27 protein-coding genes are annotated in these 24,991 nt (G+C 71.7%); 13 read left to right on the plus strand and 14 right to left on the minus strand.

Annotated features, from left to right (window positions below; genetic code table 11):
* Window positions 1–162: 162 nt before the first annotated feature.
* Window positions 163–1,365, minus strand: a complete 1,203-nt coding sequence (locus OHA21_RS03845; protein ID WP_328470183.1) for a hypothetical protein — start codon at window positions 1,363–1,365, stop codon at window positions 163–165.
* A 98-nt stretch (window positions 1,366–1,463) separates the two neighbouring features.
* Between OHA21_RS03845 and OHA21_RS03850 the strand changes: the two genes are divergently transcribed.
* Window positions 1,464–2,057, plus strand: coding sequence for a TetR/AcrR family transcriptional regulator (locus OHA21_RS03850; protein ID WP_328470185.1), 594 nt, complete (start codon window positions 1,464–1,466; stop codon window positions 2,055–2,057).
* 274 nt (window positions 2,058–2,331) lie between these two features.
* Here the strand turns inward: OHA21_RS03850 and OHA21_RS03855 are convergent, their stop codons facing one another.
* The 7 genes from OHA21_RS03855 to OHA21_RS03885 are packed head-to-tail and all read right to left on the minus strand — an operon-like array spanning window position 2,332 to window position 6,257.
* Window positions 2,332–2,922, minus strand: coding sequence for an O-methyltransferase (locus tag OHA21_RS03855; protein WP_328470187.1), 591 nt, complete (start codon window positions 2,920–2,922; stop codon window positions 2,332–2,334).
* Between the two features lie 10 nt (window positions 2,923–2,932).
* Window positions 2,933–3,667, minus strand: coding sequence for a YwiC-like family protein (locus OHA21_RS03860; protein WP_328470189.1), 735 nt, complete (start codon window positions 3,665–3,667; stop codon window positions 2,933–2,935).
* A gap of 54 nt (window positions 3,668–3,721) precedes the next feature.
* Window positions 3,722–4,276: a TetR/AcrR family transcriptional regulator gene (locus OHA21_RS03865; RefSeq protein WP_328470191.1), complete on the minus strand. Its 555-nt coding sequence runs from the start codon at window positions 4,274–4,276 to the stop codon at window positions 3,722–3,724.
* Window positions 4,273–4,599: a DMT family transporter gene (locus OHA21_RS03870; RefSeq protein WP_328470193.1), complete on the minus strand. Its 327-nt coding sequence runs from the start codon at window positions 4,597–4,599 to the stop codon at window positions 4,273–4,275. The genes OHA21_RS03865 and OHA21_RS03870 overlap by 4 nt, the downstream gene beginning before the upstream one ends.
* 60 nt (window positions 4,600–4,659) lie before the next feature.
* The gene (locus tag OHA21_RS03875) at window positions 4,660–5,211 is read right to left on the minus strand and encodes a hypothetical protein (RefSeq protein ID WP_328470194.1); all 552 of its coding nucleotides are present in this window, start codon (window positions 5,209–5,211) and stop codon (window positions 4,660–4,662) included.
* A gap of 4 nt (window positions 5,212–5,215) precedes the next feature.
* Window positions 5,216–5,836: a GNAT family N-acetyltransferase gene (locus tag OHA21_RS03880; protein ID WP_328470196.1), complete on the minus strand. Its 621-nt coding sequence runs from the start codon at window positions 5,834–5,836 to the stop codon at window positions 5,216–5,218.
* Window positions 5,837–5,846: 10 nt separating this feature from the next.
* Complete coding sequence (locus tag OHA21_RS03885) at window positions 5,847–6,257, minus strand: VOC family protein (RefSeq protein ID WP_328470198.1); 411 nt, start codon at window positions 6,255–6,257, stop codon at window positions 5,847–5,849.
* Between the two features lie 63 nt (window positions 6,258–6,320).
* On the opposite strand from OHA21_RS03885, the gene OHA21_RS03890 reads away from it, so the two are divergent.
* Window positions 6,321–7,247 carry a helix-turn-helix transcriptional regulator gene (locus OHA21_RS03890; protein WP_328470200.1) on the plus strand — a complete coding sequence of 309 codons (927 nt, stop codon included), beginning with the start codon at window positions 6,321–6,323 and terminating at the stop codon, window positions 7,245–7,247.
* Between the two features lie 183 nt (window positions 7,248–7,430).
* Here OHA21_RS03890 and OHA21_RS03895 read toward each other — a convergent pair whose 3' ends face one another.
* Window positions 7,431–8,381: a LacI family DNA-binding transcriptional regulator gene (locus OHA21_RS03895; protein ID WP_328470202.1), complete on the minus strand. Its 951-nt coding sequence runs from the start codon at window positions 8,379–8,381 to the stop codon at window positions 7,431–7,433.
* Between the two features lie 186 nt (window positions 8,382–8,567).
* Here OHA21_RS03895 and OHA21_RS03900 point away from each other — a divergent pair, with 186 nt between their 5' ends.
* From OHA21_RS03900 to OHA21_RS03930, 7 genes are all read left to right on the plus strand, one after another.
* Complete coding sequence (locus OHA21_RS03900) at window positions 8,568–12,182, plus strand: nitrate reductase subunit alpha (RefSeq protein WP_442875059.1); 3,615 nt, start codon at window positions 8,568–8,570, stop codon at window positions 12,180–12,182.
* Window positions 12,182–13,714: a nitrate reductase subunit beta gene (narH, locus tag OHA21_RS03905; RefSeq protein WP_328470204.1), complete on the plus strand. Its 1,533-nt coding sequence runs from the start codon at window positions 12,182–12,184 to the stop codon at window positions 13,712–13,714. Before OHA21_RS03900 ends, narH begins: the two co-directional genes overlap by 1 nt.
* A complete protein-coding gene (narJ, locus tag OHA21_RS03910; RefSeq protein ID WP_328470206.1) occupies window positions 13,711–14,337 on the plus strand; it encodes a nitrate reductase molybdenum cofactor assembly chaperone in 627 nt (208 codons plus the stop codon). The genes narH and narJ overlap by 4 nt, the downstream gene beginning before the upstream one ends.
* Entirely contained in the window at window positions 14,334–15,065 is a 732-nt protein-coding gene (narI, locus tag OHA21_RS03915; RefSeq protein ID WP_328470208.1) for a respiratory nitrate reductase subunit gamma, read from the plus strand. Before narJ ends, narI begins: the two co-directional genes overlap by 4 nt.
* A gap of 9 nt (window positions 15,066–15,074) precedes the next feature.
* On the plus strand, window positions 15,075–15,629 hold the full coding sequence (locus tag OHA21_RS03920) for a cysteine hydrolase family protein (protein WP_328470210.1): 555 nt from the start codon (window positions 15,075–15,077) through the stop codon (window positions 15,627–15,629).
* Between the two features lie 13 nt (window positions 15,630–15,642).
* A complete protein-coding gene (locus tag OHA21_RS03925; protein ID WP_328470212.1) occupies window positions 15,643–15,963 on the plus strand; it encodes a carboxymuconolactone decarboxylase family protein in 321 nt (106 codons plus the stop codon).
* 115 nt (window positions 15,964–16,078) lie between these two features.
* Complete coding sequence (locus OHA21_RS03930; protein WP_328470214.1) at window positions 16,079–16,675, plus strand: class I SAM-dependent methyltransferase; 597 nt, start codon at window positions 16,079–16,081, stop codon at window positions 16,673–16,675.
* A gap of 236 nt (window positions 16,676–16,911) precedes the next feature.
* On the opposite strand, the gene erm is transcribed toward OHA21_RS03930, so the two are convergent.
* The 4 genes from erm to OHA21_RS03950 all read right to left on the minus strand — a co-directional run bounded on the left by erm (window position 16,912) and on the right by OHA21_RS03950 (window position 19,199).
* Window positions 16,912–17,673 (minus strand): ErmE/ErmH/ErmO/ErmR family 23S rRNA (adenine(2058)-N(6))-methyltransferase, encoded by a 762-nt coding sequence (gene erm / locus OHA21_RS03935; protein WP_442875153.1) that lies wholly within the window; start codon window positions 17,671–17,673, stop codon window positions 16,912–16,914.
* Window positions 17,674–17,942: 269 nt separating this feature from the next.
* Window positions 17,943–18,131: a DUF1918 domain-containing protein gene (locus OHA21_RS03940; RefSeq protein ID WP_328470218.1), complete on the minus strand. Its 189-nt coding sequence runs from the start codon at window positions 18,129–18,131 to the stop codon at window positions 17,943–17,945.
* Window positions 18,132–18,283: 152 nt separating this feature from the next.
* Window positions 18,284–18,844, minus strand: a complete 561-nt coding sequence (locus OHA21_RS03945) for a DoxX family membrane protein (protein ID WP_442875060.1) — start codon at window positions 18,842–18,844, stop codon at window positions 18,284–18,286.
* Between the two features lie 136 nt (window positions 18,845–18,980).
* Entirely contained in the window at window positions 18,981–19,199 is a 219-nt protein-coding gene (locus tag OHA21_RS03950; RefSeq protein WP_328470220.1) for a PLD nuclease N-terminal domain-containing protein, read from the minus strand.
* A gap of 94 nt (window positions 19,200–19,293) precedes the next feature.
* Here OHA21_RS03950 and OHA21_RS03955 point away from each other — a divergent pair, with 94 nt between their 5' ends.
* The 4 genes from OHA21_RS03955 (at window position 19,294) to OHA21_RS03970 (ending at window position 21,766) form a co-directional block, all read left to right on the plus strand.
* Window positions 19,294–19,680 carry a hypothetical protein gene (locus OHA21_RS03955; protein WP_328470222.1) on the plus strand — a complete coding sequence of 129 codons (387 nt, stop codon included), beginning with the start codon at window positions 19,294–19,296 and terminating at the stop codon, window positions 19,678–19,680.
* Between the two features lie 9 nt (window positions 19,681–19,689).
* The gene (locus OHA21_RS03960) at window positions 19,690–20,268 is read left to right on the plus strand and encodes a histidine phosphatase family protein (protein WP_328470224.1); all 579 of its coding nucleotides are present in this window, start codon (window positions 19,690–19,692) and stop codon (window positions 20,266–20,268) included.
* 9 nt (window positions 20,269–20,277) lie between these two features.
* Window positions 20,278–21,252 (plus strand): LacI family DNA-binding transcriptional regulator, encoded by a 975-nt coding sequence (locus OHA21_RS03965; protein WP_328470227.1) that lies wholly within the window; start codon window positions 20,278–20,280, stop codon window positions 21,250–21,252.
* A 106-nt stretch (window positions 21,253–21,358) separates the two neighbouring features.
* The gene (locus OHA21_RS03970) at window positions 21,359–21,766 is read left to right on the plus strand and encodes a hypothetical protein (protein ID WP_328470229.1); all 408 of its coding nucleotides are present in this window, start codon (window positions 21,359–21,361) and stop codon (window positions 21,764–21,766) included.
* A gap of 208 nt (window positions 21,767–21,974) precedes the next feature.
* Here the strand turns inward: OHA21_RS03970 and OHA21_RS03975 are convergent, their stop codons facing one another.
* The gene (locus tag OHA21_RS03975; RefSeq protein ID WP_328470231.1) at window positions 21,975–24,959 is read right to left on the minus strand and encodes a helix-turn-helix transcriptional regulator; all 2,985 of its coding nucleotides are present in this window, start codon (window positions 24,957–24,959) and stop codon (window positions 21,975–21,977) included.
* Window positions 24,960–24,991: the final 32 nt, after the last annotated feature.

A 24,991-nucleotide genomic window follows, 5' to 3' on the forward strand; every position in this document is an offset into this window, starting at 1 on the left:
CGTTCGTCGATCTGTCCAGCCGCACCGGGTGATTCCGACGTGGTCAACATGGAGAGTTCACCGCCACCGACCGTGACAAGTGCTGGTGCCGGAAAGTGGCTGTGGACGGCCGAGGCTCCGGCGTCGGGGGCACGACGCCGGAGCGGTCAATGGCCGGAACGATCAAGCGCCGGCTGTGATGATGCGGTCTTCGCCGGACGTGACGGCCGATTCAGCAATTCCCGAATCGCTACCGGCCGGGCTGGCCGATCCGCTCCGGCCAGCCACGTGGCGTGAGCCGCTCTCGCCAGCAAAGTCGCCGTGCCCAGCGGAATTGCCCTGCCCAGCGGAGTTGCCATGCCCGGCGAGGTTGCCGTGGCCGGCCAGCTCGCCCTCTACGGCCGAGCCCTTCTCGTTGGCCGAGCCGTTCTGGCCAGCCGAGCCGTTCTGGCCAGCCGAGCCGTCCTGGCCCGCCGACCCACCAGCCGGGGACAGGCCACCGCGCCGACCCGACACAGTCACCAGGAGCAAACCGACCACCGCCCACCCCGCCAATGTCCACGCCGCGGCCGCACCGCCGGCGCCGTCGAAGTACGCAGTCGAGCGCAACAGCGTCGCCCCTGCCCCCGGCGGCAACAACTGGCCGACGGCGCCCCACGGCTGGGGCAGCAGTTCCGGAGCCGAGGCGATCGCGGACAGCGGGTTGCCGAGCAGGAAGACCAGCAAAGCACCCAGGCCCAGGCCGGGCCGGCCGAGGGCGGTGCCGAGACCGGCCAGCGTGGCCGAAACTGCCAGGGCCAGCAAGCCGAGCGCCCCGGCCGCGGTGAGATAGTCGCCGGGCAGGATGTCGTAGCCCTGGTGCAGCACCCAGGAGCCGGCGAGTCCGGCGAGCAGCGCGTACCCGGTCAGGCCGACCAACCGCCCCAGCCGGGACGGGACGGCCAGGAACAGGATGATGCCGGCGATCATGCTGGTCAGCACGATGGGCAGGAACGCCGCGGCCAGACCGGCGCCGCGTGGATCGTCGGGGTCGACCGGGACCACGTCGACGACCGGGCCGGGCGCATGCTGGGTGAGCAGCGCGGCAACAGTGGGGGAGGCGGCCGAGGCGACGTGCAGCGAGATGCCGTCGGGGCCGGTGACGAAGGCCGCGTACGCCGCACGCTCGCGCAAGGCCTGATCAGCGGCAGCCGCGTCACCGACCGTGGTGATCTCGAAGCCGGGCGGCAGTTTCTCCTGCACCTGGGCGGCGGCCGGGCCGCTGACCACGACCGGTAGGTCGCGCGGCGCGGTCCGCAGTGCGGGCCAAGCGAAGAAGGCCACCAGCGCCGCCTGGACGAGGACGACGACGAGGGCGATGGCGAAGGGCCGAGCTTTTGCATGCATGACAATCTCCTAAAACGAACGCTCGTTCTCGTTGGAACCGAGCATGAACCCTCCTCCACCCTCTCGTCAAGAACGAGCGTTCGTTTTACAGTTGGTGCATGCCGAGAGTCTCCGAAGCCCACCTCGCCGCCCGGCGGCAGCAGATCCTCGACGCGGCGGCCCGCTGCTTCGTCCGCAACGGGTTCCACCAGACGTCGATGCAGGACGTCATCAAGGAGGCGGGCCTGTCGGTCGGGGCGTTCTACCGCTATTTCAAGAGCAAGAACGAGCTGATCACCGCCATCGCCGGCACGAAGATCGGCCAGGTCACCTCGGTCCTCGACGACCTGCTCACCGAGGACCCGATGCCACCCCTGACGACGATCATCGAACGCGTACTCGAAATCGTCGACACCAACGTCGGTGAGGGTGGTCCGGTGCGCATCGCCGTACAGGTCTGGGGTGAGGCCGTCCACGATGCCGAAGTCGGCGCCGTTGTGGCGGAGATCTACGGGCGTGTCCGCGGCCGCGCCGTGAAGATGGCCGAGCGCGCCAAGACGACCGGCCAGCTGCCGCCCGACGCGGACGCCGAAGGCGTCGGCGCCGCCCTGTTCGGCCTGATCCAGGGCTACATCCTGCAGCGCATCCTGGTCGGCGAGACCGACCGCCAGAGCTATGTGGCCGGGGTCCGCGCGCTGCTCGCGGCCGAATGAAACGCGGGGGTACGAGCAATCGCCCTCACACCCGACATCCGCGCGATGCCTAACCACCCAAGGCCCCAACGCGACCGCCGGGCCCATGCAGGTGGTCCCGCATGCAGACCATCCCCCATCCCAGCCCTCAGCCGACCGGAAGCGCTGTCCCCGCGCGTAGGCCCGGCTGGCTCTGACGGCTGTTCCGCAGCCCGCGAAACAGCCGTGAGCGCCAGCCGAGGCGGGCCGGCTGACGCTCAGGGCTGCCTGCGCGCCCGTTGTGCAACCCTGGCGGTCAGCCGGGTTCGGGGCGGCGCCACGCCAGATGCAGGCCCTTGCCGACCGCGACCGTCGTGCCCGTGAGGGCAGGATCAGCCCCGGTCAGCGCAAGGAACGGGGCGACCTCGTCCGGATGGGACAGCACGTTGTCGACCGCGAGGATCCCACCCGCCCGGATCACCCGTCGCGGCGCCGGCCACCACCCCGCGTACTGCACCCGCTCAGCATCCAGGAACAACAGGTCGACGCTCCCGTCCGGCAGCCGTTCCAGATACCCGCCGCCGTCACCGACCTCGAACGTCACCAGCCCACCCAGCCCGGCCCGCGCCAGATTGACCACCGCCGAAGCCGGCGACGCCACATCCACGCTGGTCAGATGACCCCCGGTGTCCCGGACAGCGTCGGCGAGCCAGATCGCCGAGTACCCGTTGCCGGTCCCGATCTCCACGACGACCCGCACCCCGGCCATCCGCATGATCAGGGTGAGCAGGGCGGCGGCGTCCGGTTCGAGGTTGCGGCGTCGGCGCAGCCGGTCCGGCTCGACGGCGTCGGCGGTGAGGCCTTCGGCATACAGGTCGTCGAGCAGGGTCCGCAGCGCGTCGTCCACACCTCTGGTTCTACGTGGCGGCGGCGACCAGCACCAGAACACTCGCCCCGATCTCGAGCAGGCCCACCCGCTTGGGGGTGAGCGGCCGCCCGGGCAGCAGCCACGCGCGGGCCAGCAGCAGCGCGAAGACCACCGCGGGCAGCGCGCCGAGCAGGCTCGTCAGGGCGAGCGCGGCCAGGTGATAGCCGATCGAGGCCCGGCGGTACGCGAGGACGCCGCGCTCCCGGATCATGGTCTTGACGTAGAGCACCGTGCCGGTGAAGTAGAGCAGGACGATCAGGAACGGCTCGAGCACCCGCTGCGGTGGCAGACCGGCGACGACCGCCACGACCGGGATCATCAGGCAGCTCTGCACGACCGAGGCCAGGTCGTTGACCAGGGCGCGTTCGTTGCGGCGCAGCGCGTACCAGCCGTTGACGGCGAGCAGCAGCCCGTAGACCGGCGCGAACCACAGCAGCTGCGGCCGGGCCCAGAGCACCGGGACGGCCAGCACCGCGGTGACCGTGCCGTAGAGCAGCAATTGCTTCCGGACCCGCCCTGGCCGGCGGGTCTTCACCGCCTGGAACGCGAAGTACGAGAACAGGTAGCCGGCCAGCCAGGCGCCGAGCAGCGGCACGTCCGGCCAGCGGAAACCAGCCACCAAAAGACCCGCGACGTACGGGACCAGCAGCATCGCCCACGCGCCGTGCTGCGGGGGAACGTACCGGCGTCGAACCGGCCGGGCGGTGGCGGTGGTGGCGGGCACGAGACGGACGCTACGTCGCGCGAGTGGCGACCGGCCAGGGACGAAGGTCCCGGATCAGCTCGCGATGAGGCGGCGGATCGCGGCGGTCAGCCCGGGCTCGTCCAGTTCGGTCTCGGTCACCAGGGCGAGCAGGATGATCCCGTCGAGCAGGGCGGAGATGTCGCGACCGGCCGCGGCCCCGAAAAGCGGCTCGAGGATCTCCGGCAGGCCGCGCATCCACACCTCGGCGATCGGCCGCAGCGCCTCGGACCGGGCAGCGGCCACGCACAGTTCGTACTCCAGGCGGACCTGCCGGCGGTCGGTCAGGTACTCCCTGGTCAGCCCGGCGAGCGCGGCAGCCGGGTCGGCCGCCGAACGCAGCCGCTCCGCCCACTCGTCCAGATCGGTCTGGAGGTGGTCGACGGCGTGCCGCAGCCCGGCGGCGATCAGGTCGTCCAGGGTGGGGAAGTAGTACGTGGTGGCGCCGAGCGGCAGGCCGGCCTTCGCGGCGACGGCCCGGTGCGTGGTGCGGCCGACGCCGGCCTCGGCGATGACCTCCATGGTCGCGGCGGCGAGAGCGGCACGGCGCGCCTCGGGGTCGCGGGCGCGTTGCGGGCGGCGGCCGGTCAATGGGCCGTCCCGCTGTTCAGGTTCAGCATGACGACTCCGGCGATGATGAGCGAGACCCCGGCAACCTTAACCGCAGTGAATGGCTCGTCAAGGAAGAGCGCGCCGATCACCACGATCGCGGCGGTGCCGACCGCGGACCAGATCGCGTACGCGACGCCGACCTGGATGCCCTTCACGGCCTGGGCGAGCAGCACGAAGGAGAGGCCGTAGCCGATCAGGACGGCGACGGTGGGCCAGAGCTTCGTGAAGCCTTCGGTCGCCTTCATCAGGCTGGTCGCGAAGAGTTCGGCGGCGATGGCGGTGAACAGGAAGACGTACGGCACTGCAGGAACTCCTTCTTGTACTAATGTACAAGTACGATCGTACAAGAATGGTCCACGCATTTATAGGGGCCGTAGGCCCTCGGCCACCGCCTGGATCTCCGCGGCCGGCATCGTGCCCGGCCCGGACACACTGATCACCGCGCCCCCGGCTGCCGTGATCACCACCTCGGAGACCGTGGTTTCGCTGCCCACATGCTTGATCAGCCGGGCCAGGCCGGCCGGCACGTCGTACTCGTCGGCGAGCTCGGTGCCGGCCGTGTGGAAGCCGACCAGCCATCGGGTGATGAGCGTCGCATCGACCGCCGCGGTGGTCTGCTCCGGCCGGGACACCGTGATCCACAGCCGGGAGGCGCCGACGTCGTTGCTCACGTAGCGATGCATCGTCATCGCCGCGGTGGGCTCGTCCCGGCCGGACGCCGGGCGGTCGGTGCGCAGCCGGTCCTTCTCGATCACGTAGGCGGCCCCGCCGGACGGGCCGTCCAGCCGGAGCCCGGCGGGCAGGTAGCCGATCTCGAAGCCGTCCACGGATGCGCGTGGCGTCGGCGCGATCGGCGGCTGTGCGGCCGGAGAACAGGCGGCGATCAGCAGGACGGCGGTCAGAAGGATCTTCACATGGTTACGACACCGCGGCGGGCCGGTCAGGTTCCACCCGGATGCCGAGATAGGTGAGCGGGCCGGGATCCGGCACCGCGAGCCCGGTGAAACCGAGCCGGTCGTAGAAGCCGCGCGCCTTGACGTTGGCGGTCACCATCCCGACGTGTACGCCCGGAGCGTCCACCACCGCCAGGAACCGGTCGATGAGCCGCCGCCCCCAGCCCTGTCCCTGATACGGCGGGAGCAGATCGATGTGCAGGTGGGCCGGATAGTCCTCGAGTCCCGGGACCAGCATCCGCTCCGGGTCGTAGTGCAGCGCGACCATCGCCTGCTCCGGCGTCCGGCCGGTTGCGGGCGGCACCGGGTAGCGGTCGCCGACCAGCGGGATCCACTCGGCCCGGTAGCGGCGGGCGAACGTCGCCGTGTCCGACGTGCCGACCACGTAGCCCACCGCCTCGCCGCCGTCGTCCAGGACGAACGCCAGGTGCGGTTCGAGGTGGGCGTACGGGCCGGCGAACAGGTCACCCATCAGGTCGTCGGTGGAGTACTGTCCGCGCGCGTCACCGCCGGCGTCGGCGGTGCGCACGCAGATGTCGTAGAGGGCGGGCCGGTCGGCGGGGCGGTACTGACGGATCTCAGGCACGCCCGCGACGCTAGGCGGTGAAACCGTTTCCAGCGCAAACATCGAGGTAGTGCTGGTTGAACATGACCCCGAGGATGTTGCCGAACGGGTCGGTGACCGACGCGGTGACGTACCCGGGGCCGCGCTCGGTCGGCTTCTCGTGCGGTTCGGCGCCGAGCGCGAGCAGCCGCTGGTAGGCGGCCTCCACGTCGTCGACGGCCCAGTAGATGACGGCCCCGGCCGGGCGCCCGGCCGGCTGGTGCGGCGCGAACCGGCTGTCGAGCAGGCCGAATTCGTGCTGGTAGTCGCCGACGCGCCACTCGATGTAGGCGTCCTCCTTGTTGAAGTACGGCTCGATGCCGAACACCTTCGTGTACCAGGCGGTGGCGGCGGCCATGTCGTCGGCGAAGAACGTGACTGTGGTGAATCCGCGAAGCATCATGCGACCGATCCTCGCGGGTTAAGTGCTCATCTTCTGAGCACTTTCTCTGCGAACCTTGAGGACATGCGTGCGGACCGGCTCGTCGCCACCCTGTTGCTGATGCAGAACCGTGGGCGGGTCACTGCCGCGGAACTCGCCGCCGAACTGGAGGTCTCGGTGGCGACTGCGCGCCGTGACCTGGAAGCGCTGTCGGCGGCCGGGATCCCGGTCTATCCGCAGCCGGGGCGGCACGGCGGCTGGTCGTTGGTGGGCGGCTCGCGTACCGATCTCAGTGGTCTGTCGGCGGCTGAGGCGCAGGCGCTGTTCCTGCTGGTGGGCCCGGCTGCAGCGGTGTCCGGCGAGGCGAAGGCGGCGCTGCGCAAACTGCTGCGGGCGTTGCCCGCGCCGTTCCGGACCGACGCCGAGGCAGCCGCGTCCGCGACGCTGATCGACCCGGCGGGCTGGGGTGCGCTCGACCGGGAGCGGCCGGACGGCGTCGGCCTGCTGCAGGACGCCGTGGTGCGACAGCGCCGGATCCGCTTCACCTATCAGGGCAGTTCCCGCGAGGCCGATCCGTGGGGCCTGGTCGACAAGAACGACATCTGGTACCTGATCGCCGGCACGTCCCGCGGGCAGCGCACCTTCCGCCTGGACCGGATGTCGTCGGTGACCGTCACCGGGTCCGGCTTCGAACGGCCGGCGGACTTCGCCCTGGACTCGGCCTGGGAGCGGGTGGTCGGGGAGGTCGAGGAGAAGCGGGCGCGCACGTGGGCGACGCTGCTGATCGCGTCCCGGTTCGTCTGGGTGCTGCGTGACCACTTCGGGCGGCACTGCGAGGAGGTGTCGGTGCTGGACGACGGCCGCAGCCGGGTCCGGGTGGGAGCGCCGACCCCGCTGGACATCGCCCGCACCCTGGCCGGATGGGGCGCCGACGTCGAGGTCCTCGACCCACCCGAGGTACGCGCCTCGCTGGCCCGAATCGGCACCGAGCTGGCGGCCCTGTACAGCTGACGGCCAGTGTTGCTTCCCGGCCGTTGAGGCAGCAGTGGGCGTCAGCCGTGGGGTTGGGCTGACGGCCCGTGTTGCTTCCGGGCCGTTGAGGCAGCAGTGGGCGTCAGCCGATGGGGTTGGGTTGACGGCCACTGCTGCTTCCCGGGCGTTGAGGCAGCGGTGGCGGTCAGCTGGAAGGCGAGGCTAGGCGGTGGCTCGCAGGATCGGGCGGCTGGGGAAGAGGCGGCCGCGTTCGGGGGCGCCGAGGGCGGCGCGGGCGGCGGCGACCGCGATCAGTTCGACCGGGTGGGTGGCTGTGGACAGGGCCGGGTTGGTGGCCGCGGCCAAGGGGATGTCGTCGAAGCCGGTGACCGCGACGTCGTCCGGGACCGGGATGCCGGCGGCCGCCAGGGACTGCAGGACGCCGAGGGCGGTGGCGTCGCTGACGGCGGCGATCGCGTCGGTGTCCGGCCAGCGGCGCATCACGATGCGGGCGGCGGCGCGTCCGCGGACCGTGGTGAAGTCGCCCGGCACCACCCGGACCGGCAGGCCGGCCGAGCGCATCAGCTCGGTGTAGGCGTGCAGCGGCGCCCGGGACGCGGCCACCCACGGCGGGCCGCCGATCAGGGCGATCCGCCGGCGGCCGGTCGCCATCAGGTGCCGGACCAGGGAACCGACGCCGGCCCCGCTGTCCACGTCCACGCCGCCGGCGCCGATCGCGGCGGTCCGGCCGCGCAGCCGGGCCGGCAGCCGGTCGAGCATCGCCCGGTCGTGGCCGGCCAGCACCACGGCCGCGACGCTGCGGTCGGCCGCGATCGACTCGAGCTCGCCGGCCGCGTCCAGCGGGAGGCGGCGCAGGCTGACGCCGAGGCCGTCCGGTTCGGCGGCACTGGCCATCGCGGCGGCGGCCCGGCTGACGAACGGGTCCCGCAGGATGTCGGTGCGCCGGTCCCGGAACGCGAACACGATCCGGGTGCCCTCACCGCGAGACAGGTGCTGGGCCACCGGGTGCGGCACGTAGCCGAGGTCGGCGGCGGCGCGGCGTACCGCGTCGCGGCTGGCCGGCGAGGCCGGGCCGCGGCCGGAGAGCACCCGGGAAGCGGTGGCGATCGAGACGCCGGCGCGGCGCGCGACATCGGTGAGCTTCGCGGTCATGGCGAGGTGAGCTTCGCGGTCACGGCGAGGTGGGTGACGGCGAGGTGGGTGACGGCGACGTGGGCCATGGCGACGAAGATACGGGACTTTGGTCCCGGGCCGCCCGGGACCGGCGGCTCAGGCCGGAACGGCCCCGGCGGACAAGGCTGAAAGGGCGTCGAGCACCCGCCCGAGAGGAACCCCACCGTGTCCGAGATCCCGTCGCCGTTACTGGCCGCACGCCGTTTTCTCACCAGGGAGACGGTCGGCGACCACGGGCGCACCGTGCACCAGGTCGACGGCAACGAGTGGGACGCGTTCTACCGGGACCGGTGGCGCTACGACAAGGTCGTCCGGTCCACCCACGGGGTCAACTGCACCGGCTCGTGCTCGTGGAACGTCTTCGTCAAGGACGGGCTGATCACCTGGGAGCACCAGGCCACCGACTATCCGGCGACCGGGCCGGACGCGCCGGACTACGAGCCGCGGGGCTGTCCGCGCGGGGCGAGCTTCTCCTGGTACGAGTACTCGCCGTCCCGTGTGCGTCACCCGTACCTCCGCGGTGTTCTTGCCGAGATGTATCGGGAGGCGCGGCAGCGCCTGGGTGACCCGGTGGCCGCGTGGGCGGAGATCGTGGAGACCCCGCTGAAGGCTCTGGCCTACAAGTCGCAGCGTGGCCGCGGTGGGTTCGTGCGGGCGAGCTGGGACGAGGCGATCGAGCTGGTGGCGGCCGCGCACGTCTACACGACGAAGAGGTACGGGCCGGACCGGGTGGTCGGGTTCTCGCCGATCCCGGCCATGTCGATGGCGTCGTTCGCGGCCGGCACCCGCTACCACGCGCTGCTCGGCGGCACCCTGCTCAGCTTCTACGACTGGTACGCCGACCTGCCGATCGCCTCCCCGCAGATCTGGGGTGACCAGACCGACGTGCCGGAGGCGGGGGACTGGTGGAACGCCACCTACCTGATGATGTGGGGCTCGAACATCCCGGTGACCCGCACACCGGACGCGCACTTCCTGGCCGAGGCCCGCTACAAGGGCACGAAGGTGGTCGCCGTCTCGCCCGACTACGCGGACAACGTCAAGTTCGCCGACGACTGGCTCGCCCCGCACCCGGGCACCGACGGCGCCCTGGCGATGGCGATGGGGCACGTGGTCCTGAAGGAGTTCTTCGCCGACCGCGAAGTGCCCTATTTCACCGACTATGTTCGCCGCTTCACCGACCTGCCGTTCCTGGTCACGCTCAAGGACGGCAAGGCCGACCGGTTCCTCACCGCCGCCGATCTCGGCGATCCTGACGGATCGCACAAGACAGTGCTCATCGATGCACGCAACGGCGAGCTGGTCGTTCCCAACGGTTCGCTCGGTTTCCGGTACGCCGAACCCGGCCGCTGGAATCTCGATCTGGGTGACGTCGTCCCCGCGCTCGGCATCGGGTCCTCGGACGACGCCGTCGAAGTGGAACTGGCCCGCTTCGACATCGGCGACACCGAGGGCGGCTCGACGATCAAGCGCGGCGTCCCGGTCCGGCGCGTCGGCTCGCATCTGGTCACGACGGTGTTCGACCTGGTCATGGCGACCTACGGCGTGCGGCGGGGTGATCTGCCCGGTGAGTGGCCCACCGGCTACGACGACGCCGACTCGCCGAACACCCCGGCCTGGCAGGAGAAGATCACCGGTGTGCCGGCGGCGCTGGCGGCCCGGATCGGCCGGGAGTTCGCCCGCAACGCCGAGCGCAGCAACGGCCGCTCGATGATCGTCCTCGGGGCCGGCGCGAACCAGTGGTTCCACTCCGACATGACGTACCGGGCGTTCATCTCGCTGGTCACGCTCACCGGCTGCCAGGGTGTCAACGGCGGCGGCTGGGCGCACTACGTCGGCCAGGAGAAGGCCCGGCCGGTCACCGGGCAGCAGCACCTGAGCTTCGCCTTCGACTGGCAGCGGCCGATGCGGCACCAGGCGTCGACCCCGTTCTGGTACCTGCACACCGATCAGTGGCGGTACGAGCGGGTGCCGGCCGACGAGCTGTCGTCGCCGCTGGGGACCGGGCGGTTCGCCGGGATGGCGTTCGCCGACACGGTTGCCGCAGCTCAGCGGATGGGCTGGAGTCCCGGTCACCCGTTCTTCAATCAGAACCCTTTGGATATTTCGGACGCTGCGGTGGCCGCCGGCAAGCCCGTTCAAGATCATGTCGTGGCGGAGCTGCAGGCCGGCCGTTTGACGGCCGCCGCGGAGGATCCGGACGACCCGGCGAACTTCCCGCGCTGCCTCACCCTGTGGCGGGCCAACCTGCTCGGCTCCTCCGGCAAGGGCAACGAGTTCTTCATGCGCCACCTGCTCGGCGTCTCCTCGCTGGCCAGCGCCACCGAGTGCGAGCCGGGACAACGGCCGCGCGACGTCACCTGGCGTGACGAGGCCCCGGTGGGCAAGCTCGACCTGCTCACCACGCTCGACTTCCGGATGACCAACACCGGCCTGCACTCCGACCTGGTCCTGCCCGCCGCCACCTGGTACGAGAAGCACGACATCTCCACCACCGACATGCACCCGTTCGTGCACGCGTTCAGCCCGGCGGTGGAGCCGCCGTCCGATGCGCACACCGACTACGACACGTTCCTGGCGCTCGCCGACAAGGTCAGCGAGCTGGCGGTTACGCACCTCGGTGTGCGTACCGATGTGCTTGCCGCGCCTTTGCAGCACGACACCCCGGACGAGCTGGCCATGCCCAGCGGCCGGGTCCGTGACTGGAAGTTCGGTGAGTGCGCGCCGGTGCCCGGGAGGACGATGCCGAAGCTGGTGTCGATCGAGCGTGACTACACGCAGATCGGCCGCAAGATGCGTACGGTCGGCCCGCTGCTCGACAAGCTCGGCACGACCACCAAGGCGATCACGGTAGACGTGAGCCCCGAGATCTCCTACCTGAAGCACCAGAACGGTGTGATCGACGGCCGGCCCTCTCTCGCCACCGCCGACCGGATGTGTGAGGCGATCCTGGCGCTGTCCGGGACGACGAACGGGCGGGTCGCCCACGCCGGCTTCGTCGAGCTGGAGAAACGCACCGGGCAGTCCTTCGTGGACCTGATCGCGGGCCACGAGAACGACCGGATCACCTTCCCGGACACCCAGGAGCAGCCGCAGCCGGTCTTCACCAGCCCGGAGTGGTCCGGCTCGGAGAAGAACGGCCGCCGCTACTCGCCGTTCACGATCAACGTGGAGCGGCTCAAGCCGTGGCACACCATCACCGGCCGCCAGCACTTCTTCGTCGAGCACGACTGGGTGGCCGAGCTGGGCGAGCAGCTTCCGGCGTTCCGGCCGCCGCTCAACATGGCCCGGCACTTCGGCAAGCCCGGCGACGCCGTGGACGGGGGAGTGACCGTACGGTTCCTGACCCCGCACGCCAAGTGGTCGATCCACTCGATGTACCACGACAACGAGCTGATGCTGGCCCTGTCCCGGGGCGGCCCGGTGATCTGGATGAGCGTGGCGGACGCGGCCAAGATCGGCGTCGCCGACAACGACTGGATCGAGGCGCACAACCGCAACGGCGTGGTGGTCGCCCGTGCCGTGGTCAGCCACCGGATGCCCGAGGGGACGGTCTTCCAGTACCACTCGCCGGAGCGCACGGTGAACGTCCCCAAGGCCGAGAAGTCCGGCAGGCGCGGCGGCTACCACAACTCGATGACCCGGCTGCTGGTCAAGCCCACCCATCTGGCCGGCGGGCACGCCCAGCTCACGTACGCCTTCAACTACTACGGCCCGATCGGCAGCCAGCGCGACGAGATCACCGTGATCCGCCGCCGCAAGCAGGAGGTGGAGTACTGATGCGCATCCGCGCGCAGGTCGCCATGGTGATGAACCTGGACAAGTGCATCGGCTGCCACACCTGCTCGGTCACGTGCAAGCAGACGTGGACCAACCGGGAGGGCACCGAGTACGTCTGGTTCAACAACGTCGAGACGAAGCCGGGCATCGGCTACCCGAAGCACTACGAGGACCAGGAGCGCTGGAAGGGCGGTTGGAAGCTCGACTCCCGCGGCCGCCTCGTGCTGCGGTCCGGTGGCCGGGCCAAACGCCTGAGCCGGATCTTCGCCAACCCGGATCTGCCGACCATCGACGACTATTACGAGCCGGCCACTTTCGACAAGGACATCCTGGTCAACGCTCCCGGTGGCCTGGCCGACACCCCGGTCAAGAAGCCGTACTCCGCGCTGACCGGCGAGCCCACGACGATCGAGTGGGGCGCGAACTGGGAGGACTCCCTCGGCGGCGCCACCGGTCAGGAGGATCCGAACCTGGCCGGGCTGGCCGACAAGGTCAAGTTCGAGTTCGAGAAGACCTTCATGTTCCACCTGCCGCGGATCTGCGAACACTGCCTCAACCCGGCGTGCGTCTCGGCGTGCCCGTCCGGCGCCATGTACAAGCGCGAGGAGGACGGCATCGTCCTGGTCGACCAGGACCGCTGCCGCGGGTGGCGGATGTGCGTCTCGGCCTGCCCGTACAAGAAGGTCTACGTCAACCACGCCACCGGCAAGGCCGAGAAGTGCACGTTCTGCTTCCCGCGCATCGAGGCGGGGCAGCCCACCATCTGCAGCGAGACCTGCGTGGGCCGCCTGCGCTATCTGGGCATTCTCTGGTACGACGAAGACGCCGTCCTCGCCGCCGCATCAGTCCCTGAAGCTGACCTGCTGGATGCGCAGCGGGCCGTCTTCCTCGACCCGTTCGACCCGGCCGTGCAGCAGGCCGCCCGCGACGCCGGCCACCCCGACGAGTGGATCGAGGCGGCCAAGGCCTCCCCGGTCTGGAAGCTGATCAGCGAATACCGGATCGCGCTGCCGCTGCACCCGGAGTACCGGACCCTGCCGATGGTCTGGTACGTCCCGCCGCTGTCGCCGGTGCTCGACGCGGCCGGTGCCGCCGGGCGTGACGACACCGACGCCGACGACATCTTCCACACCATCCAGGACCTGCGGATCCCGGTCGAATACCTGGCGTCGCTCTTCACTGCGGGCGACACCGAGGTGGCCGGCGGGGTGCTGATGAAGCTGGCGGCGATGCGGTCCTACATGCGGGCCCGCACCCTGGACGGGACGGTCGCCCAGGAGATTCTCGACGGCATCGGCATGACAGGTGCGCAGGTCGAGGCGATGTACCGGCTGCTCGCCATCGCCAAGTACGACGAGCGGTATGTCATCCCGGCGGCGCACGCGCGCGACGCCGCAGCCCTCGAAGCCCAGGCCGCGGCCCAGCCGGACTGCTCGCTGAACTGCGAGGGCGGGCCGGGCATGGGAGAGAACTTCCATCTCATCGAGGGCGTCCGGGGCCTGTCCCTCAACCCGATGCGGAGGCGGTCATGAGAGCCCGGCTGTTCCAGCTCGCCTCGCTGCTGCTCACCTACCCGGACGACGAACTGCTCGCCGCCGGCCCGGAACTGCGTGCGGCGGCCGACGGCTTCCCGCAGATCGAGGAGTTCCTGGACTGGCTGCTGGCGACCGCGCCGATCGAGGTGCAGCGGCACTACGTGCAGACGTTCGACCTGCGGCGTCGGTCCGGGCTCTATCTGACCTACTACCTGCACGGCGACACCCGCAAGCGCGGGATGGCGCTGCTCGTGCTCAAGCAGCGCTACCGGGCACACGGGCTCCGGCTGGCCGACGGGGAGCTGCCCGACTTGCTGCCGGTCGTCCTGGAGTTCGCGGCCACCGTAGGAGCGGGCGACGGCGAAGCGCCGCTGCGTCAGCACCGGCAGGGCATCGAACTGCTGCATGCGGCACTGAGTTCGACGCGTAGCCCGTACGCCGCGGTGTTGGATGCGGTCTGTGCCGTGCTGCCGCAACTCACCGATGAAGATCGCGCCGCGCTCGCCGCCCTGGCCTTCGACGGGCCGCCGGTCGAGACCGTCGGCCTCGACGCGGTCGGCCTCGGGCCGGACCTCTCTCCCTACGCCGCCGCCTGCTCCGTTCCGGAGGCCTCCCGATGAACACCCTGCTCTGGGTCGTGATCCCCTACGCCTGCCTCGCCGTGTTCGTGGCCGGGCACATCTGGCGCTGGCGCCACGACCAGTTCGGCTGGACCACCCACACCAGCCAGCTGCTGGAGAACCGGCTGCTGCGGCTCGGCTCGCCGCTGTTCCACCTCGGCGCGTTCGGGGTGATCGCCGGGCACGCCATGGGCCTGCTGGTGCCGGCCTCGTGGACGCACGCCCTGGGCGTCTCCGAACACACCTACCACCTCGTCTCGGTCACCGGTGGCGTCATCACCGGCGTGATGCTGGTCGTCGGGCTGGCGTTGCTGATCGCGCGTCGTTTCGTCAGTGGCCGGATCCGGCGGGTGACCACCCGGATGGACAAGGTCCTGTACCTGGCGCTCACCGCGATGGTCGTCCTCGGCATGAGCGGCACCGTCGTGATCAACCTGTTCGGCGACGGGTACGACTACCGCGAATCGCTCGCCGTCTGGTTCCGGCAGATCTTCTACTTCCAGCCGGACCCGTCCCTGATGACCGGCGCTCCGCTGGTCTTCCAGCTGCACGCGCTGGGCGGGTTCCTGTTCCTGGCGCTGTGGCCGTTCACCCGCCTGGTCCACGTGTGGTCCGCGCCGCTCGCCTACCTGTCGCGGCCGTACGTGGTCTACCGCCGCCGTCGCGGCCCGGCCCCGGAACCGCAGCCCGCTCCCGCTTCCGTTCGGAATGTCGTACCCGGGCTCTAGGGTGTGGCCATGACGACCTTGCCTGACCGTCCGAACACCGCTCTGCTGGTCATCGACGTGCAGAACGGGGTGGTCGCCGGCGCCCCACGCCGCGACGACGTGATCGCCAACATCAACGCGCTGCTCGACAAGGCCCGTGCCGAGGAGGTGCCGGTGATCTGGGTGCAGCATTCCGACGACGGCCTCGTCCAGGGCAGCGACGAGTGGGCATATGTGCCCGAGTTGACCCGCCGCGACGCCGAGCCGCTGGTCCACAAGAACTACGGCGACTCGTTCGAGGCCACCGACCTGGAGTCGCTGCTCGCCGAGCGCGGTGTCGGCCGCCTCGTGGTGACCGGCGCGCAGAGCGACGCCTGCATCCGCAGCACCATCCACGGCGGTTTCGTGCGGGGCTACGACGTGACCCTGGTGTCGGATGCGCACACCACCGAGGACCTCTCGGCGTATGGTGCTCCAGCACCCGAGCAGGTCATCGCCCACACCAACCTGTATTGGCAGTGGCAGAGCGCTCCCGGCCGCACCGCCGGGCTGACCGAAACGGCGAAGGTCGACTTCGCCGGCTGACTACGGTGAGACGATGACCGACGACTACCTGCCCGGCATCTACCAGCAGTTTCTGTCGCGCTTCCCGGAGGTTGCCGAGGCCCAGGGCAACCTGGCCCGCACCATCCGGGAGCGCAACCCGTTCGACTCGCGCACCGACCGCCTTCTCAAGCTGGCCATCGCGATCGGCGCCGAGGCCGAGGGCGCCGTGCGCTCCAACGTCCGCAAGGCGCTGCAGCAGGGCGCCACGCTGGACGAGGTGCGGGCGGTCGCCCTTTCCGCGGTGACCACGTGCGGTTTCCCCGCGGCGGTCGCCGCCCTGGGCTGGATCGAGGAGGTCGCCGAAGCCGGGTGACTTCCCCGGCGTCCCGTACCGGCTTGCCGGGGCCGTTTGCCGGCCGCGACGTAGAGTTGCTGTTCGATGATCACTGGGCCGTCCGGCTCCCCGACGAAGAGGTAGTGACCGCTCGATGACCGCCACCGACAATCTCTGGCTGCGCAAGATCGCCGAGAACCCGGGCCACTCGCGCTGGTACATCGACCGGTTCCGCGAGATGGCAGCCCGCGGCGACGACCTGGCCGGCGAGGCCCGGCTGATCGACGCGATGGTCCCGCGTGGTTCCCGCATCCTCGACGCCGGCTGCGGCACCGGCCGGGTCGGTGGCCACCTCGCCGCCTCCGGCCACGAGGTCACCGGAGTCGACCTGGACCCGGAGCTGATCGCCGAGGCCCAGCAGAACCATCCCGGCCCCCGCTGGCAGGTCGGCGACCTCAGCGAACTCGCCCTCCCCGACCGCTTCGACGCCATCGTCTGCGCCGGCAACGTGATGACCTTCGCCGCCCCCGCCTCCCGCGTCGAAATCCTGAGCCGCTTCGCCACCCATCTCGCCGACGGCGGCCGAGCGGTGATCGGCTTCGGCGCCGACCGCGGCTACGACTTCGACGACTTCCTCACCGACGCCACCAAGGCCGGCCTGACCCCGGACCTGCTGCTCAGCACCTGGGACCTGCGCCCCCGCACCCCGGACGCCGATTTCCTGGTCGCCGTCCTGCGCCGCTCTGCCTGATCCGCCGCGGCGCGGATGGCGCGGCGCCCTTCGCAAGCGGCCCGGATTGCGGCGCGGGCTACGCGGCGCCCTTCGCAAGCGGCGCAGATTGCGGTGCGATTTGCGCGGCCGGCCCGCCGGGCGGCCCGGATTGCGGCGCGGACGGCGGGGCAGCCGTCAGCGCGCTGTCCCGGTTCGGGTCGAGGTGCGGGGACTCCAAGTACATGCCGGGTTGTGCCGTGCGGCCGGCAACCGGTTCAGCGCAACAGCCGGAAGAGGGTCAGCCACTGCTCCGGCCACACCGCGCCGACCGGGACGCGTTCGTCCAGCCGGCACGCGCGGAACGCCCCCGACACCCGGCGTGCTCCGTAGCGCCGGGCGAGGCTGGCGTGCACCGACCCGCCTACCCCGGTGAAGCCGAGTTCGACCAGCCGCCGATACCCGGGCATCCGGTCCGGCGGCACCAGCGGAACCGGCCGCCGGTCCAGCACCAGGATGCCGCCGTCGACGCGGGGGACCGGCCGGAACGCCGCCGCCGGCACCCGCCCGGCCAGCCGCCAGTCGAACTCCGGCCAGGTCAGCACGGTCAGTCGGCTCCAGCGGCCGTAGTCGCCGGTGCGCTTGCGCGCGTACTCCCACTGGGTGAGCAGGGTGGCACGCCGCAGGCCGGGCGCGCGCAGGCACCAGGTGATTACAGCGGACGTCAGCCCGTACGGAATGTTGCCTGCGACGGTGAACGGCCCCGGCGGCGCTTGCGCCGCGAGAAAATCATCGGTGCGCACGGTGAGCGCGCGGTGTTCCGGCAGCATGCCGGCCAGGTCGGGATCGATTTCGTACGCGATGACGCGCCGGCTCCGCCGCACCAACTGAACGGTGAGGCGGCCGCGCCCGGCGCCCACCTCGTAGACGGGAATGTCAGGATCGATGACCGCGGTGTCGGCGATCAGCCGGGCCGCGGCCGGGTCGAAAAGGAAGTTCTGTCCGAAAACGCGGCGGGCACGGTTGTGCTCGCGCCGCAGTGGTTGAGGCGCCATCGGGGCGGGTCCTGTCTGCCGCCGGGCGGCGGCGAAACACGGACAGGCGGCATCGCGGCCCGTCCGATCCGAAAAGGACTCTCGGGCCCTGGCGCAGCGATGGAGAAGTCAGCGGCGAGCCAGGGCGTGACGCCCGGCGCGCAGACGGATGGCATGCAGCGATCCCCGCGCGGGCGTCAGCGCCAGCGCGAGAAGAGCGTGCGTCGTAGGCATGTCGCGAACCCTAGCCGGGCCCGCCGGAGTGGTCATCCGATTTACTCGGAGCCGCGCTCCACGTGGGTCTCCGGGCCCGGGAAGATCAGGCCGGTGTGGCCGTCCTCCCAGCGGACCTCGTAGGGCGGGGAGCCGTCCTCGTGCTGCAGCCGGGTGATCACCCCGACCTTGTTGCCGTCGCCGACGTGTTTGCCTTTCACGACGAGCCGGTCGCCTACCTGAGCGATCATCCCTGCCTCCACGTGTGCCGGTTTGACTGCCGCTTCCGGCAGCATGGCATCTCCCGCACGCCGCGGGCAGAGCCGATCAACCGATTTGTCACGACACGGAGATGCCCGGCCGCGGGGGTGCGGCCGGGCAGTGGGGGAGGGACGGGGGAAGGTCAGATCAGCCAGCGGTTCTTCTGGACCAGCGGGAGCTTCGCCCACCAGCGGCCCAGGCCCCAGGTGTGGCCGGCGTAGGTGAGGGCCACGACCACGCCCGCGATGCCGTAGATGACGTGGTAGTCGACGACCGGGTTGGAGGAGCCGCTGGCCAGGGGCCATTCGGCGACCCACATGAAGGCCATCATCAGGGCGCCGGCGACGGCGGCGATGCGCAGGCCGATGCCGAGGATCAGTGCGAGGCCGATGCCGAGCAGGCCCAGCATGAACAGCCAGTTCGCCCAGCCGGCGCCGGCGATGTCGTGGAAGAAGCCGGCGAACGGGCCGGTCTCCAGCGAGCTGAGGAAACCTTTGGTGGGCGAGCCGCCGTTGATCCAGGCACGCTCCGTGGGGGTCGAGAACCCGAGGCCGAAGGTCTTGTCGAGAAAGGCCCACAGGAAGACGAACCCGGTGGCGATCCGGAGGACGGCCAGCGAACGGGCCGCGGCGTGGGTCAGCATGGCGCCGGGTGCTTCGACGGACTCGAGTTGGGTGATGTTGTGGCGACCGATGGTGGCCATCTGGTCCTCCTAGCGACGTTGTCTTCACCTATGACTATTCGCTGGTGGAGGGCTTCGCACCGGTGCCGGAGGCCATCGGATCGAGGTCCGTGCGGCCTGCCCGGTTCAGGACCAAGGACCTGGCCGGACGACAGTCCTATCGGGACCGGCGTCCCCAGAGCAGATAGGACGGTGGGCCGAACGGCTGCACGAACAGCACCGGCCACCAGGCGGCCTTCGGGCCGCGTACGCCGGACGACGGCCGGCGGATCAGGTCCACCACCGCCACCGTCGTGAGGGCGATCTCGATCGGGGCGACGACAGCGATCGCCACCTTCTGCCCGCGGGACAGGTCCTGCCAGGAACGTACGGTCATCGCATCACGGTAAGGGAACCGGCGGTACGACGGGGGAATTGGCGTCATTTGCCGGGTCGCCGACGGCCCCGGAGGGGGCTGTAACATTTCCGGGATGCGACATGCCGGGGTGAGATCCCTGGCCCCCGGGGTATCGAAGGGCCACCATGTAACCGAGGAGTTGGTCATCATGCTGGTCCTGGTGGTTCTGATCGTGGCGATGATCGCCGCGTGGACGTTTGCCCTCTGGCCGAAGCCCCGCACCGCGCGGGACTCACCGGCCCCGGAAGCCGTGCCGCCGACGACGGAAACCACCGCGCCGGCCGCAACAATGGAAACAACCCCGGTCCGTCGCCTGCCGCGCGCCGAGAGCACCGAGGGTCTGCTGGTGGCCCAGTTGATCCAGGGTGACCTGACCCAGCATCAGTACCAGAAGGCGATGGCCTGTCTGGCCGAACGGGACCGGACCCGGCACCCTTTGTCCCTCCCCGAAGAGGCGTGATCGCACCCGATGGCGGAGATCGTGCTCGTCCGGCACGGGCAGACCGAGTGGAGCGCCAACGGGCGGCACACCTCGTACACCGAATTGCCGTTGACCTCGGAGGGCGAACGCCAAGCCCGGGTGGTCGGTGAGCAACTCGCCGGGCGTACCTTCGCTGCTGTTCTCTCCAGCCCGCGTAAGCGGGCCCGGCACACCGCGGACCTGGCCGGGCTCACCGTGACCGAGGTGACCGAGGACCTCGCCGAGTGGAACTACGGCGAGTACGAAGGAATCACCACGAAACAGATCCGCGCCACCCGGCCGGACTGGTCGTTGTGGACCGACGGCTGCCCGGGCGGTGAGTCCCCGGAGCAGGCCGGCGCCCGGCTGGATCGGGTGCTCGCCCGGGCCCGCGAGCTGACCGCCGATGGCGACGTGGCGCTGGTGGCGCACGGGCACTGCCTGCGGGTCGCCGGGGCGCGCTGGGTCGGATTGCCGCCGAGCGCCGGCGGACTGCTCAAACTGGATACCGCGACCCTTTCCGTGCTCGGCTTCGAACACGAGGTGGATCCGGTCCTGATCACCTGGAACGCGCCGCTGCCCGGGTAAGGTGCTCGCATGTCACGGGTGACCAGTGCGGACGTCGCCCGCACCGCCGGGGTTTCCCGGGCCACCGTCAGCTATGTCCTGAACGACACGCCCGGTCAGAGCATCTCGCCCGCCACGCGCAGCCGTGTCCTCGCCGCCGCGGCCGGCCTCGGTTACGCCCCTTCGGCCGCCGCGCGAGCCCTGCGTACCGGGCGTTCCGACGTGGTCCTTTGCCTGCTGCCCGACTGGCCGATCGGCGACGAGGTCGGTGACCTGCTCGGCCGGCTCTCCACCGAACTGGCCCGGGCCGGGCTGACCTTCGTGGTGCATCCGGGCAGCCCCGCGGACCGGCCGGCCGGCGAGATCTGGAAGGCGATCACCCCGGCCGCAGTGATCGTGTTCGCCGGGTTCTCCGACGGGGAGCTCGACGCGATGCGGGCCGCCGGTGTCGCCCCGGTGGTCGCCCTGCTCGGCCGGGCCAGCAGCGACGGGCGCGAGCTGGAGATGCCGCAACGGCTGGCCGGGCGGCGCCAGGCCGAGCATCTGCGGGCCACCGGCCATCGGCGGCTCGGTTACGCGTTCCCCGACGACGACCGGTTGCGGATCTTCGCCGAGCCGCGCCTCGCCGGGGTGCAGGCTTGTGCCGGCGGCGACCCGCAGGTCGAGATCGTCCCGCTGGATCCGGAACGTGCGGCGGAGGCAGTACGCCGGTGGCGGGCGGGCGGGGTGACCGGCGTGTGTGCCTACAACGACGAGGTGGCCCTCGCGGTCCTGGCCGGGGCGCGCCGCCTCGGGCTCTCGGCGCCGGGCGACCTCGCCGTGATCGGGGTGGACGACATCACGGCGGCGCGTCTGGCCGTACCACCCTTGACCACGGTGACCACCGACCAGCGCAGGCTGGCCGCCCACCTCGCCGCCATCGTGCTGGCCGCGGTCAGCGGCCGCCCGGCCCCGCCGCCGCCGGGCGATGACCTGATCTCCATCGTCATTCGTGAATCCGCCTGATCCGGGCAAGAGCTGACAAGAAACGCACAGCTTCGGCACATGGTGACGCACAGCCGCGAGGCGAATCGTGGAGATCACACGAGGGACCCAGCGAGGGGATGACACCATGCTCACCCAGATCGATCGCGACGTGGCGCCGGAGCCGGCGCCTGACCCGGTGGTGGCCGTGCTCGGGCAGCCGAGCCGGGTGGCGAGCCTGCCGCAGTACCTTCCGCACGGCTGGACCATGCGCCTGATCCCCACCCTGGAGGCGGCGCGCCCCGGCGAGCTGATCGTCCTCAGCGGAGCGACCGTTGCCGCTGTCCACCAGGCCCGCGAGGTGCTGTCCGCCGACACCCGGGTGATCGCGCTGATCGACGACTGGGCGCCGGGCGAGCTGGTCGCCGGCGTGCTCAGCGCGGGCGCCGACGTCTGCGTCCGCGGCGGCCATCCGGCGATTCTCGCCGGCCACCTCGTCGCCTGCCGGCGCCGCCAGCTCACCGAACGCTGGGCACATATCGGCCTTGCATCCTGATTTGTACGGGCATCGGGTCCCGCCGAAATCGACGCCGTCCCGCCGAGCCGCGCGATCAGGCAGCGGGTCCGGGCCGCAGCGCGGGCGCCGGGCATAAGCAGCGGGTCACCGTTCTCCGAGCAGCCGCGCCCTCCCGTGCGGACCACTCGCCGCTCGCCGCTCGCCGTTCGCCGCTCGCCGGTCGCCGAGCAGCCGGAGCCGGAGCTGGTCAGCGTGAGTTGAGCAGCCGGGCCATCTCCGTGCGGGACCGGACGCCGAGCCGGGCGAAGACGTTGCGCAGGTGATGGTCCACTGTGCGCGGGCTCAGATGCATCTCCTGGGCGACCTCACGGTTCGTGGCGCCGCCGGCCACCAGGGCGGCGATCCTTTCCTGCTGCGCGGTCAGCGGTGGCCCGCTGGGCACCTGCACCGGCTGTTCGATCCGCTCACCCGCGGCCCGCAGCTCGCGGACGCTCTGCTCGGCCCACGGGTCCGCGTCCAGCAGCCGGAACGTCTCGGCAGCCCGCCGCAGGTGGGTGCGCGCCTCGACGTGCCGGCGACGGCGGCGCAGCAACCGGCCGTAGAGCAACTCGGTGTGCGCCCGCGGGAATCCGGCCTCGCCGATGTGCCCGAGCGCCTGCCCGAAATGCGCCTCCGCGGCCTCGGCGTCGGTAGCCCGCAACGCCCGGCAGCGGTCGCGCAGGGCCAGCCAGGCCGGCTGCCCGGTCCGCCCGGTCCACCGGTCGAATCCGGTGGCCACCGCTTCCAGCCCGAGCGACGCACCCGGGTGCCCGCCCGGCGTCCGGGCGTCGGCCTGCGCGGCCGCTTCTAGCAGGTGCGGCACCACGGCGACCTGGAGGAGCGCGGAACCGTACCCGGGTGGCGCGGTCAGCACCGACACCAGACGCTCGGTGGCCGTGGTGAACCGGCCCTCCACCAGGTCGAGCAGTGCCAGCGCCCAGCCGCTGTGCGCCCGCGCCGGCCCGCCGCCGGCAGCCTCGATCCGGGTCAATGCCGTCTCCCGGTCGCCGACCAGCGCGGCCAGCACCCCGAGCAGCGCCAGATGCACGCCCGCCAGCACCGGCTGCCCGGTGCCGCGGGCCACCGCCGCGCCGTCCAGAGCCGCGGTGTTCGCGGCCGTGTAGTCCCCGGAAGCCATGCCGGCCACGACAGCGAGTTCCAGCGCGCGCGGCACCAGCACGGTCGCCCCGGACTCGCGGGCCAGAACCGTTGCCCGCCCGGCCAGCGCGGCCGCCCGGCGGGAATCGCCGACCAGGATCCCGGCGGTCGCGGCCCGGATCAGCGGCCCCGGCTCGGTGACCCGGTCGGCCACGTCGAGCGCCCGCCGGAACCGCGCGAACGCGGCCGGTTCGTCACCGTCGGCGATCCCGGCCAGCCCGGCGACGTGGTGGAAGGCGAGGGTCACGGCCGGTGGCTCGTCGCCGCGCTGTCGTGCCACGATCCGGCGGGCCAGTCCCGCGTAACGGCCCTGCTCGCCGGGTTCGGCGGCGGCCTCCCCGGCCAGGGCGAGCGCGTCCAGAGCGGCGGCGGTGTCGGTGGCGGCCAGGTCGGTGGCCACGTCGAGCAGCAGCTCGCGGCTGCCGGGACGGCCCTCCGGCAGCCGCATCTCGGCGGTCAGGCCGCGGGCGCGCACCCGGGCCGGTCCGGCCGCCGACGGAATCCGCCGCACCAGGAGCCCGGCATCGTACGGCCGCCCGGCCAGCCACGCCGACCGCGCCGCGTCGAGCAGCGCCGTGCCCTGGTCGCCGGGTTCCGCGCAGAGTCCGGCAGCCCACCGGTGCGCCTCCGCGGCAACTGCCGGGTCGGCCGTGCGTGCGATCCGGGTCAGCTGCCCGGCCAGCGCCGGGTCCGGCCCGGCGGTCGCCGCCGCACGATGCAGCAGCTCCGGTAGCCGGGCCCCGCGTTCCCCGGCAACCCCGGCCAGCGCGGCGTGCGCAGCCCGGCGCGAGGCCGCAGGCATTTCCGCGTACGCACACGCCGCCAACAACGGCGACGCAAAGCGCACCCCGTCCGCGCCGATGCTGACCAGCCCGGCCCGCTCCGCCGGCTCGAACCCGCGCAGACCCTCCGAGGCGTCGGTGTCGACTCGTCCGGCCTGCTCGGCCGATGCGAACCCGCAAAGACCGCCCGAGGCGTCGGTGTCGACTCGCCCGGCCTGCTCGGCCGATGCGAACCCGCAAAGACCGCCCGAGGCGTCGGTGCCGGCTCGCCCGGCCTGCTCGGCCGTTGCGAGCCCGCACTGGTCGTCGCGGGCGGCTGCGGCGAGCAGGTCGGCCAGCGGGGAGTGCGGTGGGGCGGCGGCCAGCAGGAGCAACTGCCGGGTGCCGGCAGGCAGGGCGTCCAGCTCGGCGCGGTAGCGGCGGCGCAGCGTGCTGCCCGGCGGCAGGGTTTCCGGTGGTGGGGCGAAGCCGCGCCGCTGCTCCGGCGTGAGGGCGTCGGTGAGGTCGATGAGGGCCGCCGGGTTGCCGCCGGACAGTTCGGCGACCGCCGCGGCGACCTCTTCGGCGAGGTCCGGGGCGCGGTGGGCGAGCAGTTCCCGGGCCGCGCCGGCCGTCAGCGGGCCCAGGCGGCGCACCGGCAGGCCGGCGGTCTCCGTACCGGTCGCCGCGGTGGCCAGGATCGCGAGCCGTTCGCCGCCGGACCGCCGGGCCGCGAAGGTGACGGCCTGCCAGCTCGGCAGGTCCAGCAGATGCGCGTCGTCCAGCAGGCACAACACCGGGGCGCGCCGGGCCGCCAGGGTCAGCATCCCGAGGGTGGCGAGGCCCACGGTGAGCCGGTCCGTCTCCTGCCCGGACCAGCCACGCGACAGCGCGGCACGCTGCGCGGACTCCAGCTCGGCGAGCCCGTCCCGCACGGGGGTGAGCAGGCGGTGCAATCCGGCGTACGGGACCGCGCGCTCCTCCACACACCCCGAGGCGGTGAGCACGGTCCACCCCCGGGCAGCGGCCGCCGCGGCGTGGAGCAGGGCGGTTCGTCCTTCGCCGGGCGCCGCCGCGAGGACGAGTGCGCCGCTGCGCCCGGCCGCCGCCGAAGCGGTGAGCCGGCTGATCGCTCCCAGGTCCGCGTCGCGCCCGAACAGGCCGGGAGCCTTCGCCGGGCCGAGGTTCAGCCCGGCCGCCCCGGCGCCCGGTCCAGCCGTGCCGGCCGAGTTTGCCGTCGGGGAAAGTTTCTGCACTGACGGTGCATCAAACATGCGGCGAGTGTTCCGCGCCGAGCCGCCCGAAG

The organism is Actinoplanes sp. NBC_00393 (genome assembly GCF_036053395.1).
Classification (GTDB): domain Bacteria; phylum Actinomycetota; class Actinomycetes; order Mycobacteriales; family Micromonosporaceae; genus Actinoplanes.